The following is a 13,576-nucleotide window of genomic DNA, read 5'->3' on the forward strand; positions in this document are numbered from 1 at the left end:
GCCAGCGCCGCAGCTCTTTACGCACTTTGGCGTCCAGTGCCCCGAAAGGCTCATCGAGCAACAGAATTCGCGGCTCGACGATCAACGCACGAGCAAGCGCAATACGCTGGCGCTGACCACCGGAAAGCTGCTCAGGATAACGATCCGCCAACCAGTCTAGCTGTACCATGTTCAGCAATTCATGCACTTTGGTTTCGATGTCGCGTTTAGACGGACGTATCGCTTTCGGCTTCATCCTCAAGCCGAAGGCGACGTTATCGAAAACCGTCATATGGCGGAACAAAGCATAGTGCTGAAATACGAAACCCACGTTGCGGTCGCGTACGTCATGCACCGAAACGTCTTCGCCATGAAACACGATGTTGCCGCTGTCAGGCTGCTCCAGTCCGGCGATGATACGCAGTAGGGTCGTCTTGCCGCAGCCGGACGGCCCGAGCAGCGCCACCAACTCGCCGCTTTGAATGGACAGGTTAATCGCATTCAGCGCCCGAAACTGACCAAATTGCTTGTTAACGTTATGGACTTCAATGCTCATTTTTGGCCAGCTCCTGTTGTTGCTCTAACTGTTTTGTCAACCGTGCTTCGCTCCACTGGCGCAGCAGCAGTATCACCAACGACATCACCAGCAGCAGAATAGCCACGCTGAACGCCGCGACGATGTTGTATTCGTTATAGAGAATTTCGATGTGTAAGGGCAGCGTGTTTGTCATACCGCGGATGTGTCCCGACACCACGGAAACCGCCCCGAACTCTCCCATTGCGCGTGCCGTACACAGCACCACGCCATAAATCAGCGCCCATTTCACGTTCGGTAGCGTAATGTTCCAGAACATCTGCCAGCCATTCGCCCCCAACAGGCGCGCGGCCTCTTCTTCCTGCGAACCCTGTTGCTCCATCAGCGGGATCAGCTCGCGCGCCACATAGGGCAGCGTCACGAAGATCGTCGCCAGCACGATGCCCGGCACCGCATAGACCACCTGCAAATCGTGCTCCATCAGGAATGGGTAAAGCTTGCTCTGCGCCCCGAACAACAACACATAGACCAGCCCCGTCACGACCGGAGAGACCGAGAACGGCAGGTCGATCAAGGCCAGCAGCAGCGTCTTGCCGCGAAATTCGAACTTGGTCACGCACCATGCCGTCGCCAGACCGAAAATCATATTCAGCGGGACGGAAATGACCGTGGCAAACAGCGTCAGCTTGAGCGCCGACACGGCGTCTGGCTCAGAAATCGCATTCCAGAAGGCGCCTACGCCATTATGTAATCCCTGTGTCACCACCATCACCAGCGGCAACACCAACACCAGCACAAAGACCACCCAGGCAAGCCCGACCAGGGTGTAATAAGTGACAGGCCGCCGGGAAACAGAGCGTGTCTTACCCGACACGGAAACTGTGTTATCCATCATCATCCCTCAGCGATTTGGTTGAATTCGGCGCTGCAACAAGTTGATCAGCAACAGCATAATGAACGACAGCACCAGCATGAACACGCCGATACCGGTCGCCCCTTTGTAATCGTACTGGTCCAGCTTGGAAACAATCAGCAACGGCATGATTTCCGTTTTGAATGGGATATTGCCGGCGATAAACACCACGGAACCGTACTCTCCCACACCTCGAGCAAAAGCCAGCGCGAAGCCGGTCAACCAGGCAGGCAGAATGGCGGGCACCAGTACGTGACGAAATATCTGCAGCGGCCCGGCGCCAAGACACGACGCGGCCTCTTCAACTTCCTTGGGAATATCCGCCAGCACCGGCTGTACCGTCCGCACCACGAACGGAAGCGTGACGAAAATCAGCGCCAGCGTTATCCCCAAAGGGGTGTAAGCGATCTTGAAAGGAAACAGGCTGCCCACCAGCCCGGTTGGCGCATAGAGCGACGTCAGCGCGATACCGGCCACGGCGGTGGGCAGTGCAAACGGCATATCGATCATGGCATCGATAATTTTGCGACCCGGGAAGGTATAGCGCACCAGCACCCAGGCCAACAGCGTGCCAATAATGCCGTTAATAAAGGCGGCAGATAACGCCGTGGAAAACGAAAGCCGCACCGAGGACAACACCTGTCGGCTGGTGATCAGATCCCAAAACTGGGTCAGTGTGAGTTGGCTGGCGTAGAGGAACATCGCAGCCAGCGGGATTAAAACAATCAGCCCCAGATAGGTGAGGCTAAACCCTAACGTCAATCCAAAACCGGGCATCACCGGCGAAGCGCGTCGTGACATAACAAGCCTTTCTTTTTATCTACCAGACCACAAAGGTCTCCCGCATCCCTGCGTGACAAAACCGCCCCATACCGGGGCGGTTTACATCATGAGATACCTTACTGATTAATTTTTTCGAAGATGCCGTCAAAAATACCGCCATCAGCGAAGAACTTAGGCTGAGCCTGCTTCCAGCCGCCAAAGTCGCTGTCGATCGTCACCAGTTTCACCGGAGCAAACTGGCTCTTGAACTCTTCCGCAATTTTTTCATTACGCGGACGATAGAAGTTTTTAGCGATGATACGTTGCCCTTCATCGCTATAAAGATAGTTCAGATACGCCTCCGCCTGCTTTTTCGTGCCTTTTCTTTCGACCACATTGTCGACAACGGCCACCGGCGGTTCAGCCAATATGGACAGCGACGGGGTGACGATCTCCAGATTTTCGCCGCCCTGCTCTTTCAAAGACAGATAGGCTTCGTTTTCCCATGCGATCAGCACATCGCCAAGCTGGCGCTGTACGAAGCTGACGGTCGAGCCACGCGCACCGGTATCCAGTACCGGGGCATGACGATACAGTTCAGTGACGAATTTCAGCGCGCTTTCGTCGGTCCCGCCCGGCAAATGTTTGGCATAAGCCCAGGCGGCCAGGAAGTTCCAACGCGCCCCGCCGGACGTTTTCGGGTTAGGCGTAATCACCTGCACGCCGGGTTTGATCAGATCGCCCCAATCCTTGATCTGTTTAGGGTTTCCTTTACGCACCAGGAACACGATGGTGGAGGTATAAGGCGTACTGTTATCCGGCAAACGTGCCTGCCAGTTCGGGTCAATGAGTTTTTTATTGAGGTTGAGCGCATCGATATCGCCCGCCAGTGCCAGCGTGACAACATCCGCCTGGAGTCCGTCGATAACCGAACGTGCCTGCTTGCCAGAGCCGCCGTGCGAGTTCTTGATCGAGATATCTTCACCTGTGGTGGCCTTCCAGTGCTTGCTGAAAGCGGCGTTGTACTCCTGATAAAACTCCCGCGTAGGGTCGTAAGACACGTTCAGCAGTTCTGTTGCTGCAGAGGCAACGCCTGAAAACAACAGGGTTGCGGCAGCCAACGACAGCCCCAGACGACGCTTTGACATAGTTATCACTCCCTCAAGAAGTCATTCAGTTCGATACCCGCAGGCAACCGGGCTAATTATGGGTCCTTCCTGATAGTGTCTGGCATTGCGACAGTCTGTAGAGACCGCGCCATAGCCGGAGATAGCGATAAGCTAAGTGTGTTATCAGGCAGGAAGTAAGACTGGACAATAGAGGATATGGGAGGGCGGCAAAAAGACTGTTTCGCGATAATTTATGCAATCCCGTTATATTCTTCGCACAATTTTTGGGGTTTTAAATTGAGCTGATAGCGCGTGCAAAGAACCGGAGGAAAGGCTAGCGCCGCGAACGACGCCAGCCCTATCGGATTACTGCAGTAACAAATACAAACTACTGTCGCCACGGCGGATATTCAGCGCCAGCACCGGCGGTTTACTGTCCAGAATCTTGCGCAGTTCGCCAATATTGGCCACGGCCTGCTGATTCACGCCAAGGATGACATCGCCCGGTTTCAGGCCGATACGTGCAGCGGAGGAGCCGGGTTTGACCTTCTCGACCTTCACGCCTTTCTGGCCGTCGAGCTGCGTATTGCTGAGCTCAGCGCCTTCAATGCCCGAGTTCAGATTGCCCGCCGCCACCTGAGCCTGACTGCTTTGCTGCAACGTCACGTCGACCGAAACCGGCTTGCCGTCGCGAAGCAGACCCAACGTCAGCTTGGTGCCCGCTGGCAACGACCCCACCTGTGCGCGCAGCGCCGCAAAGCTGCTGACCGTTTTACCGTTCAGCGACACAATGACGTCGCCGGCTTTGATCCCGGCACCTGCCGCCGCCGATTTCGGCTGAACCTGGCTGACGAACGCGCCGCGCTGGGCGTCGATCTTCATCGCCTGCGCCAGATCGGAGTTCAACTCCGTGCCGACGATACCCAGTTCGCCGCGTTTCACCTCACCAAACTCAACGATCTGATTCACCAGATTTTTCACCATGTTGCTCGGAATGGCGAAACCGATGCCGATGTTGCCGCCGTCCGGCGCCAGAATCGCCGTATTCAGACCAATCAGTTCGCCATTGAGATTGACCAGCGCGCCGCCGGAGTTACCCCGGTTAATCGCCGCATCCGTCTGAATGAAGTCTTCATAGTTTTCGATGTTCAGCCCGCTGCGACCAAGCGCCGAAATGATCCCGGAGGTCGCGGTTTCGCCCAGACCGTAAGGATTGCCGATGGCTACGGCATAGTCGCCGACGCGCAGCTGATCGGAATCCGCCATTTTAAGCTCGGTCAGATTACGGGCGTCTTTGATCTGCACCACGGCGATATCAGATCGCGGATCCTTACCGATCACCCGCGCGTCGTATTTACGGCCGTCATTGAGACGCACCTGAATTTTGTCGGCGTTATCGACCACGTGATTGTTCGTCACCACGTAACCTTTAGCCGCATTGATAATTACGCCCGCGCCCAACGCCTGGAAGGTCTGCTGCTGACGCGGCTGTTGATTAGGATTGCCGTCGTCATCTCCGCCCTGACACATCGGTGAGGACTGGAACGGCGAACCCTCCTGGCAAAACGGGGAATCTTCGCCAAAGAATGGCTGTAGCTGAGGCGGTATAGCCCCGTTGCCAGACCGGCTAACCGGCGCATGTCCTTCGACGGAAATATTGACGACCGAAGGCATCACTTTTTCGAGCATCGGCGCCAGACTGGGAAGCTGTTGGCTGGAGGAAGAGACCGATTCCGCCGCGATCGCCGGAACCGTCCCTGTGGCCATTGCCAGGCTTAACGTCAATGCACTCAGAACCAATGATTTTCTTTTCATAGGAATAGGTCTCATAGTCAATCAACACGCAAATTTTACGGCCTTTTGCTGTGGTCGTGCAGATAAGATAACTCTGCGCAAAGGAAGTTCCTCTGCGCAATCCTGTGAAACGTAAGGAAATATTGTCTCTGTTTACAAAACGGCCGCCTGCGACGTCCTGCCTCTCGCCTACTCAGCCGCCATCAGCCGACGGTATTCGTCGTAGGCATAAAGGTCGGTCATGCCGCTGATGTAGTCCTGAATCAGGCGACCGCGATAGTAAAACTCCAGACACTCCTGCTGCTCAGCGGGCTGCTTCTCTAGCGACGTCACGGCCTCTCGATAAGCCAGACAGTGCTTGCGCGACAGCTTGTGGTAAAGGCGAGTCTCAATCGGATAATCGCGATGGAACTCCTCTTCCACTAACGTCTTAAAGTCAGCCGACGGCATTTGCAGCAAAGGATGGTAGATGTCGAGCAAACCGCGCATCACCCGGCTTCCCTGCAACTCCAACTGCTCCACTTCGTGGTGGTTGAAAACGTGTTTGAACGCCACCTGCTTGAACGTTTTCAATAGCCGGTTTTGCGGACTGCCGTCTTCCAGCAGCGCCTGATTAAACTCGCCGCGGAAAATGTTGGGCAGATATTCGATAAAACGCTGCGAGGCATGCGGCACCAGACAGGCAACGGCATTAACCCGCAGCTTCATGAAGAACTGATCGTCGCTGCTCCGCCAGGGATGCTGCTGACGAGATTTAAATGCCTTACCCACGGTCTTCATGAACACATCGTTTTCTTTCGTCTCTCCCCAAGCCTCTTCTAACAGTTGATAGAGACGGTCGATGGAAAACAGCTTTTTCTCTACCGCATCTTCCAAATCGGCAATGCAATACGAGATATCGTCCGCCGCTTCCATAATGTAGGTCAGCGGAAAACGGTGAAACTCTTCCATGTCCAGCTCGCGCCGGAGCTGACTCACGAACGCCTCTTCTGACAAGTAAAAGCCCGGCTTTTTCATCAGGTAGTCGTAGTCGGCGGGTAGCTCAGCGACCCAGTAGGCGGGCTTGGTGTATTTGAGGATGCAGGCGACCTGCGAATAGGTCAGGTTCAATTTCAACAGCGTATGCACCATCCGCACCGCCTGGGCATTGCCTTCGAACTGACTCAGATCCTGACGGATGCGGCAGCGCAGTTCGTTCAACGCATCCTCACCTTCCTTCAGCGTCAAACAGGCAACCTGGCAGGCGTCTTCACGCCCGGCGGGATGCTTGCAGAACTCGGCGTCCATCTGCGTGGAGAACCAGTTTCTCAGCGCGGACTCGCCGAAATGGCCAAACGGCGGGTTGCCGATGTCATGCATCAGGCAAGCCATTTCCACCATACTTTCGAAGGGGATCTCATAGCGGTCCAGCCCATAGGCCTCCAGCTTTTTCTGACGCCTCAGGCTATCGATAATGTTTTTAGCGATATAGCGGCCAATTTGCTGCACTTCCATCGAGTGCGTCAGACGGGAGCGCACGGCCGCGTTCCTTTCCAGCGGGAACACCTGCGTTTTCTGCTGCAACCGGCGAATGGCGGCGGAGTTAATGATACGGCCGCGATCGCTTTCGAACTCGCGGATAACCCCGTAATCATCCTTCTTTTCTTTAGGCTGGCTCAACGCCCGTTGATAGCTGATTTTCTTGGCAAAATCGATGTCGGACATGCTGTTCTCCGTTTCTGGCCCTGACCGGTGATAGCATGCCCGCACGGGCGATACAACGGTTAAGGCGTTTTGTTCGCGTGCTCTCGCTATCATAACGGCCATGATAGACTACCGGCCACGACACACCTGTTAATTCAAGCAAAACTTGTGGGGAATCCTATGAAAGTTGGCATCATTGGCGCAATGGAACAAGAAGTTATCTTGCTGCGCGATCAGATTCAGAACCGCCAGACCATACAGCGCGCTGGCTGTGAAATTTACACCGGACAGCTGCACGGCGTGGACGTGGCGCTGCTCAAATCCGGGATTGGTAAAGTCGCGGCGGCGCTGGGGACAACGCTGCTGCTGGAACACTGCCGTCCAGACGTCGTGATCAACACCGGTTCGGCCGGCGGTCTGGCCTCCAGCCTTAAAGTCGGCGATATCGTGGTGTCCAGCGAAGTCCGCTACCACGACGCCGATGTCACCGCGTTCGGTTATGAAGCGGGTCAGATGGCGGGCTGCCCGGCCGCTTTCGTCGCGGACGAAAAGCTGATCGTTCAGGCAGAACAGGCTATCGCCAAGCTGGAGCTGAATGCGGTACGCGGCCTGGTCGTCAGCGGCGATGCCTTCATCAACGGCGCGGAGCCGCTGGCTCGCATCCGCAGCACCTTCCCGCAGGCGGTCGCCGTGGAGATGGAAGCGACGGCTATCGGCCACGTCTGCCATCAGTTCGGCGTACCTTTCGTTGTCGTGCGTGCGATCTCCGACGTCGCGGACCAGGAATCTCATCTGAGCTTCGATGAGTTCCTGAGCGTGGCGGCCAAGCAGTCCACGCTGATGGTGGAAGCCCTCGTGCAGTCGCTGGGCCAACAGGGCTGATTCGATAGCTCGCCGCCGCATTCACTGACGAGTGGATTCGGCGCGGATAACAAAAAACCCGTGCGGCAGCCAGGCTGAGCACGGGTTTTTTATCTACGCCACCGGGTGTGGCCGAGCTTGAGGATCAGATGCTGAAGGACGATCCGCAGCCGCAGGTGGTTTTTGCATTCGGGTTGGTGACCACGAAGCGCGAACCTTCCAGCCCTTCGGTATAGTCTACCGAGCCGCCTACCAGATATTGCAGGCTCATCGGGTCAACGACCAGCGACACGCCCTGCTTTTCAATCATCATATCGCCCTCGTTGACCTTGTCGTCAAACGTGAAGCCATATTGGAAACCGCTGCAGCCGCCGCCGGTGATGTACACCCGCAGTTTCAGATCGGGATTTTCTTCGTCAGCAATCAGGAATTTCACCTTATTGGCCGCGGCATCAGTGAATTGCAGCGGCACTGCTGTTACGTCGCTCATCTTTCGTACTCCCAAACTCAGTATCGGGCGGTGATTATCCGGCCCGGTGATGCTTCGATTATCTAATAGCCCCCGACAACGTTCAAGAGATGATCGGTTCGCGGCGGGGCGGCAGTGGATGACGCCGCGCTCAGGCAGGCATGTGCTCCGGCAGGTTCATGGGGCCGATTATCGGCCTTTTACCGTCCCAAAACAACGTCGTTCGCCTACATCGCCCTCCCATCTTGGTCACAAGGATTTCACAACCGCCCTCTCTTCATTAGAATGAGGGCATACTCTGTGACATCAATCCCCAGTCAGGAATCTGTAATGAATAAATCTGAAAGTCTGTACGCGGCGGCGCAGCAGGTCATACCGGGCGGCGTAAACTCACCGGTACGGGCATTTAACGGCGTCGGCGGCACGCCGCTGTTTATCGAACGCGCCGAGGGCGCCTATATCTATGATGCGGACGGCAAAGCCTATATCGATTACGTCGGTTCCTGGGGACCGATGGTGCTGGGGCACAACCATCCGGCGATTCGCGATGCGGTGATCGCCGCCGCGGAGCGCGGACTGAGCTTCGGCGCGCCTACTGAAATGGAAGTCACGATGGCGAATCTCGTGACCTCGCTGATGAAAGGCATGGACATGGTCCGTATGGTCAACTCCGGCACGGAAGCCACCATGAGCGCCATTCGTCTGGCCCGAGGTTTCACCGGCCGCGATAAAATCATCAAGTTCGAGGGTTGCTACCACGGCCACGCGGACTGCCTGCTGGTGAAGGCCGGTTCCGGCGCGCTAACGCTGGGACAGCCGAACTCACCCGGCGTCCCCACCGATTTCGCCCGTCATACCCTGACCTGTACGTATAACGATCTGGCCTCTGTCCGCGCCGCCTTCGAACAGTATCCCGAAGATATCGCCGCCATCATCGTCGAACCGGTCGCCGGTAACATGAACTGCATTCCGCCGCTGCCGACGTTCCTGCCGGGGCTACGCGAGCTGTGCGACGAATTCGGCGCGCTGCTGATCATCGACGAAGTCATGACCGGCTTCCGCGTCGCGCTGGGCGGCGCCCAGGCCTTCTACGGCGTCCAGCCGGACCTGACCTGTCTGGGTAAAATCATCGGCGGCGGCATGCCCGTTGGCGCATTCGGCGGTCGCCGCGACGTAATGGAAGCGCTGGCGCCGACCGGGCCGGTTTATCAGGCGGGAACGCTGTCCGGCAACCCCATCGCCATGGCGGCGGGCGTCGCCTGTTTGACCGAAGTCGCCAAACCGGACGTTCATCCGCGATTAACCGCGTTGACGGATCGTCTGGCGGAAGGGCTGTTGGACGCGGCTCGGGCAGAAAATGTGCCGCTGGTCATCAACCGCGCCGGGGGCATGTTCGGCCTGTTCTTTACCGACGATGAAACGGTAACAAGCTATCAGGACGTGCTGAAGTGCGATGTGGAACGCTTCAAACGCTTCTTCCACCTGATGCTGGATGAGGGGGTCTATCTGGCGCCGTCCGCGTTCGAGGCGGGCTTTATGTCCACGGCACACAGCGAACAGGATATCGATCGCACCGTGGCCGCCGCACGCAAGAGCTTCTCGCAGCTGTAATACGTCTGAATGCCTCAGCGCCAGCCCGGCGCTGAGGCTCAACGCGCCTGCTTCCTCAGCAGGTAGACAAAGTACGGCGCGCCGATGAACGTCGCCAACAGCCCCGCTGGGATCTGATACGGAAACAGCAACATCCGGCCAGCCCAGTCGGCCGCCGTCATCAGACCGCCGCCTATCGCCGCCGCACAGACAAGGTGCGACATCACCCGATTGAATCCCAGCATTCGCGCGAGATGCGGTGCCATCAGCCCGACAAAACTCATGGGGCCGACGATCAAGGTCGCGCCCGCGGTCAACATCGCCGCCAGCAGCAGAATCTCCAGACGCGCCAGCGAGACCGGTACGCCGAGCGCCCCGGCGGTGACGCCGCCTAGCGGCAGGATCTGTAACCAGCGGCGGCAAAACGGCGTCAACCACAGCGCCGCTACCGCCAATGCGCCGGTATAGATCACCTGTCTGGCGTCCACCCCATAGGTAGAACCGGTAATCCAGGTCAGCACCGCCCCCATACGCGGATCGCCGCTCGCCAGCAATAACGTCACTAAGGTGGTCAGCGCCGTGCCCACCGCGATCCCGGTAGGCAACAGTCTCTGGGTGGAAAAGCCGCCTCGCCCTGCGACCGCCATCATCACCATCAACGTGATGGCCGCGCCGAGGCTGCCTGCAGGCAAACGCCACGCCAGCGCATTCCCCGGCCACAGCAACATCAGGATCACGACACCAAACGCCGCGCCCGAACTGATCCCCAGCACTTCAGGACTGGCCATCGGATTGCCGGTTAACCGCTGAATCAAACATCCCGCGACCGCCAGCATGATGCCCGCGCAGAGCGCCGCCGCCAGACGCGGCCAACGCCACGGCAAGAGTTCAGAGAAAGCATCGCCGCTGGCCCAGTGCCAGCCCTGCGCGTCACGTCCCAGACACAACGCGACGACAATCACCGCCGCCAACGCCACCCCGCCGCCCGTCAGCCACGGCAGGCCAAGACGCCGTTGTCGCATGGCGGCAGGCGCATCATCCACCGACGCGGTCATCCCGTTGCGCAGGCGCGGCAGCAGCCACAATAAAATCGGCGCGCCGACCAGCGCGGTCGCCGCCCCCGTTGGGACCTCGCGCCAGACGTCCGCCAGCCAGAGCGTCAGCCGGTCGGTGAGGCACAGCAGCAGCGCTCCCAAAAGCGGTGCCAGCCACAGCCGCTGCCCCAGACGACGCGCGCCTAGAATTTTCGCCAGCAGCGGCGCGAAAAGGCCGACGAAGCCAATGATGCCCGCCGCATTTACCCACTGGGCGCTGAGAAAAATCGCCAGCGCCAGCGTACCGAAACGCGCCAGTCCCAGTCCAAGACCTAGATTACGCGCCACGCCATCGTCCAGACCCAGCAGCGTCAATGGCCGCACCAGCAAACCGGCGGCGATAAAGCCCAGTACCAGACGCGGCAGGACAAACGCCACGTTGCGCCAATCCTGCTGATTCAGCGAGCCGCTGCTCCACAGAAACAGGTTGGTCAGCTGGTCAAAATTCAGCAACGCCAGCAAATGATTGACCGCGCCGCAATACAGGCTCAGCACCAGCCCCGCGAGGATCAATGTCACCGGCGACAAGCGCCGCCCCCAGGCGACGCCGAACACCAGCCCCCCCACCAGCAGCGCGCCGAACATCGCCGCCAGTTGCGAGGTCATCGCCCCGCCCGGGAGCGCCCACAGCGTGGCGACGGTGATACCGAGCTGCGCGCCGCTGGCAACGCCCAGCGTGGCAGGCTCCGCCAACGGATTGCGCAGTACCTGCTGAAACAGCACGCCGACCAGACCCAACCCCGCGCCAATCAGCAGGGATAACACCAGACGCGGCAGTTGGCTGTAATGAAATAGCATCTGCCGGATGTCGTCCTGCGAGGGGTTCACAATACCTTGTCGCCACAGGGCAACAGGCAGCTGTTGGTTCAGCTGACTCAGCGATATCGCCAGCACCAGCAAAGTCAGTATACCGATGACAAAGGCGGTAAAACGACGGGAGGATGTCGATATCATCGGAACGCCTCCCGCGCGTTAGCCAGCGTCTCGCAAAAACGCATGGCGGAAAGCGTGCCGCCGTAAAACCAGACCGGTTCTACCCGCTGCCAGCGCTGGTGACGAACGAACGGCAACGCTTGCCACAGCGGGTTGGCCGCCACCTCATCCATCAACGCGCCGTTGCCGTGATCAAAACATAGCGCATCGATATCTGCGCTCAGCGTCGCCAGCTTTTCCATGCCCACGATCAGACTGCCCCAGGCATTGGTTTCCCCTTGCCAGGCATTTTCGATACCGAGTTCGTCCATCACCGACTGAAACAGGCTGTTGCGCCCAAGGATCAAGACATGGCGGGCATCCATCACGGTGAACAGCAGCAAAGGCCGATGGGTATAAGCGCGTAAGTTGACCCGCGCCTGCTGAAGAAAACGACTGAACGACGCCAGATGCTGCTCCGCCGCCGGACGCAAATTCAGGCGGTCGCCCAGCGCCCGCAGCGAGCGCCGGGCGCTCTCCAGCGGGCCATCGTCGCCGTTAATGAACGAAAACCCCATGCCTGGAGCGATGCGCGCCATCTGCGAAGGCGAAGGACCAAAGCCGTCTGCGTACAGCAGCAGGGAGGGCCGCAACTGAGTCAACAGTTCCAGATTCGGTTCGGTGCGCAGCCCGACGTCCACCACGCTGTCCGGCAACGTCGGCGACTTCACCCACCGCTGGTAGTTATGTTTATCAGCCACGCCCAGCGGAGTGACACCGAGCGCCATCAACAGCTCCAACGGCTGCCACTCCAGCGCCACGATGCGGTGAACATCCACGCTCGCGGCCTGACCTCGCAGCGCATACGCACAGGGCGACAACAGCAGCGCGGTCAGAAAACGGCGGCGAGAAAGGCCGCTAGCAAAGCGACCACAAGAAGATAGCCCGGAGGAAAATGTCATCATCAGCACACAAAACTTATCGGCGAACCATCCGCCGGATGCGGCAGAATCCCCATCGGGATCCCATAGATTTCCTGCAATACCGACGCCTGCATCAGCTCTGCGGGCGTGCCCTGCGCAATCAGTTTTCCCTGACGCAGCGCCAGCAGGCAGTCACAGTAGCGGGCCGCCATATTCACATCATGCAGAACCGCTATCACGGTCAGCCCACGTTCACGGCTGAGCTGTCGGATGAGCGCCAGTACGTCGACCTGATGAGCGATATCCAGCGCGGAGGTGGGTTCATCCAGCAACAGGCAGCGACTGCCCTGCGCCAGCGTCATCGCCAGCCAGGCTCGCTGACGCTCGCCGCCGGAGAGACTGTCCACCAGCCGATGTGCGAACGGCGCCAACCCGACCAGCGCAATGGCTTGCTCCACCTGATCCCGGTCGGCCTGCCCGAAACGTCCCAGCGCCCCGTGCCACGGATAGCGTCCTACCGCCACCAGCTCGCGCACCGTCATCCCTTCGGCGGCGGGCAGTTGCTGGGGCAGATAAGCCACCTGACGGGCGAACAGCGTATTGCGCCAGAGCGCCAGCGGCTGGCCCGCCAGCGAGAGCTGACCGCTACTGGCGGGCTGATGGCGACCCAATATTTTGAGCAGCGTCGACTTACCCGATCCGTTATGGCCGATCAGTCCGTAGACTTTTCCAGCAGGAAACGCGACCGACAGCGGATGCAGCAGCGTACGGTTGCCAACGCTGAAGCTGACCGCCTCAAGCGAGAACGTCATGTCGTTATCCAGCGGAACATTACTCTGCATAAGACGGGCTCTGAGCGATAGCACAGGCGATATTCGCCATAACGAAAGGTCGTGCGGAAAGGTGGGACGGATAAGCGGGCGTCAGCATAGGTCGCATCTCTAATGAATCA

12 protein-coding genes are annotated in these 13,576 nt (G+C 58.5%); 2 read left to right on the forward strand and 10 right to left on the reverse strand.

All coding sequences use genetic code 11. The annotated features are described in order from the left end of the window. The 6 genes from Q7O77_RS07330 to dgt all read right to left on the reverse strand — a co-directional run. Window positions 1–535: sulfate/molybdate ABC transporter ATP-binding protein (locus Q7O77_RS07330; RefSeq protein ID WP_304165037.1), on the reverse strand; the 535-nt coding region annotated here is incomplete at its 3' end. Next, window positions 525–1,406: a sulfate ABC transporter permease subunit CysW gene (gene cysW, locus Q7O77_RS07335; RefSeq protein ID WP_304165039.1), complete on the reverse strand. Its 882-nt coding sequence runs from the start codon at window positions 1,404–1,406 to the stop codon at window positions 525–527. The genes Q7O77_RS07330 and cysW, both read right to left, overlap by 11 nt. Before the next feature lie 9 nt (window positions 1,407–1,415). Continuing rightward, window positions 1,416–2,228 carry a sulfate ABC transporter permease subunit CysT gene (gene cysT / locus Q7O77_RS07340; RefSeq protein WP_304165042.1) on the reverse strand — a complete coding sequence of 271 codons (813 nt, stop codon included), beginning with the start codon at window positions 2,226–2,228 and terminating at the stop codon, window positions 1,416–1,418. A 98-nt stretch (window positions 2,229–2,326) separates the two neighbouring features. Then, a complete protein-coding gene (locus tag Q7O77_RS07345) occupies window positions 2,327–3,337 on the reverse strand; it encodes a sulfate ABC transporter substrate-binding protein (RefSeq protein ID WP_304165045.1) in 1,011 nt (336 codons plus the stop codon). Window positions 3,338–3,664: 327 nt separating this feature from the next. Continuing rightward, on the reverse strand, window positions 3,665–5,113 hold the full coding sequence (degP, locus tag Q7O77_RS07350) for a serine endoprotease DegP (protein ID WP_304165047.1): 1,449 nt from the start codon (window positions 5,111–5,113) through the stop codon (window positions 3,665–3,667). Between the two features lie 168 nt (window positions 5,114–5,281). Then, window positions 5,282–6,796 (reverse strand): dGTPase, encoded by a 1,515-nt coding sequence (gene dgt / locus Q7O77_RS07355; protein ID WP_304165050.1) that lies wholly within the window; start codon window positions 6,794–6,796, stop codon window positions 5,282–5,284. 159 nt (window positions 6,797–6,955) lie between these two features. Here dgt and mtnN point away from each other — a divergent pair, with 159 nt between their 5' ends. Further along, window positions 6,956–7,657, forward strand: a complete 702-nt coding sequence (mtnN, locus tag Q7O77_RS07360; protein ID WP_085651222.1) for a 5'-methylthioadenosine/S-adenosylhomocysteine nucleosidase — start codon at window positions 6,956–6,958, stop codon at window positions 7,655–7,657. A 124-nt stretch (window positions 7,658–7,781) separates the two neighbouring features. Here mtnN and erpA read toward each other — a convergent pair whose 3' ends face one another. Continuing rightward, a complete protein-coding gene (erpA, locus tag Q7O77_RS07365) occupies window positions 7,782–8,126 on the reverse strand; it encodes an iron-sulfur cluster insertion protein ErpA (protein WP_085651221.1) in 345 nt (114 codons plus the stop codon). A 309-nt stretch (window positions 8,127–8,435) separates the two neighbouring features. On the opposite strand from erpA, the gene hemL reads away from it, so the two are divergent. After that, window positions 8,436–9,716, forward strand: coding sequence for a glutamate-1-semialdehyde 2,1-aminomutase (hemL, locus tag Q7O77_RS07370; RefSeq protein ID WP_304165055.1), 1,281 nt, complete (start codon window positions 8,436–8,438; stop codon window positions 9,714–9,716). A gap of 38 nt (window positions 9,717–9,754) precedes the next feature. Here the strand turns inward: hemL and fhuB are convergent, their stop codons facing one another. From fhuB to fhuC, 3 genes are read right to left on the reverse strand one after another with little or no spacing between them, the layout of a single operon-like run. Further along, window positions 9,755–11,743 (reverse strand): Fe(3+)-hydroxamate ABC transporter permease FhuB, encoded by a 1,989-nt coding sequence (gene fhuB, locus Q7O77_RS07375; RefSeq protein WP_304165058.1) that lies wholly within the window; start codon window positions 11,741–11,743, stop codon window positions 9,755–9,757. Beyond that, window positions 11,740–12,666 carry a Fe(3+)-hydroxamate ABC transporter substrate-binding protein FhuD gene (gene fhuD / locus Q7O77_RS07380; protein WP_304165059.1) on the reverse strand — a complete coding sequence of 309 codons (927 nt, stop codon included), beginning with the start codon at window positions 12,664–12,666 and terminating at the stop codon, window positions 11,740–11,742. The genes fhuB and fhuD overlap by 4 nt, the downstream gene beginning before the upstream one ends. Then, window positions 12,666–13,466 carry a Fe3+-hydroxamate ABC transporter ATP-binding protein FhuC gene (gene fhuC / locus Q7O77_RS07385; RefSeq protein ID WP_304165061.1) on the reverse strand — a complete coding sequence of 267 codons (801 nt, stop codon included), beginning with the start codon at window positions 13,464–13,466 and terminating at the stop codon, window positions 12,666–12,668. The genes fhuD and fhuC overlap by 1 nt, the downstream gene beginning before the upstream one ends. Window positions 13,467–13,576: the final 110 nt, after the last annotated feature.

The organism is Lonsdalea britannica, from assembly GCF_946477055.1.
Taxonomy (GTDB): Bacteria; Pseudomonadota; Gammaproteobacteria; order Enterobacterales; family Enterobacteriaceae; genus Lonsdalea; species Lonsdalea britannica_A.

Bases quoted from the DNA above. Each gene is read 5' to 3' on its own strand.
- cysW (WP_304165039.1), bottom strand. From the start codon at position 1,406: ATGGATAACACAGTTTCCGTGTCGGGTAAGACACGCTCTGTTTCCCGG.
- cysT (WP_304165042.1), bottom strand. From the start codon at position 2,228: ATGTCACGACGCGCTTCGCCGGTGATGCCCGGTTTTGGATTGACGTTA.
- Q7O77_RS07345 (WP_304165045.1), bottom strand. From the start codon at position 3,337: ATGTCAAAGCGTCGTCTGGGGCTGTCGTTGGCTGCCGCAACCCTGTTG.
- degP (WP_304165047.1), bottom strand. From the start codon at position 5,113: ATGAAAAGAAAATCATTGGTTCTGAGTGCATTGACGTTAAGCCTGGCA.
- dgt (WP_304165050.1), bottom strand. From the start codon at position 6,796: ATGTCCGACATCGATTTTGCCAAGAAAATCAGCTATCAACGGGCGTTG.
- mtnN (WP_085651222.1), top strand. From the start codon at position 6,956: ATGAAAGTTGGCATCATTGGCGCAATGGAACAAGAAGTTATCTTGCTG.
- erpA (WP_085651221.1), bottom strand. From the start codon at position 8,126: ATGAGCGACGTAACAGCAGTGCCGCTGCAATTCACTGATGCCGCGGCC.
- hemL (WP_304165055.1), top strand. From the start codon at position 8,436: ATGAATAAATCTGAAAGTCTGTACGCGGCGGCGCAGCAGGTCATACCG.
- fhuB (WP_304165058.1), bottom strand. From the start codon at position 11,743: ATGATATCGACATCCTCCCGTCGTTTTACCGCCTTTGTCATCGGTATA.
- fhuD (WP_304165059.1), bottom strand. From the start codon at position 12,666: ATGATGACATTTTCCTCCGGGCTATCTTCTTGTGGTCGCTTTGCTAGC.
- fhuC (WP_304165061.1), bottom strand. From the start codon at position 13,466: ATGCAGAGTAATGTTCCGCTGGATAACGACATGACGTTCTCGCTTGAG.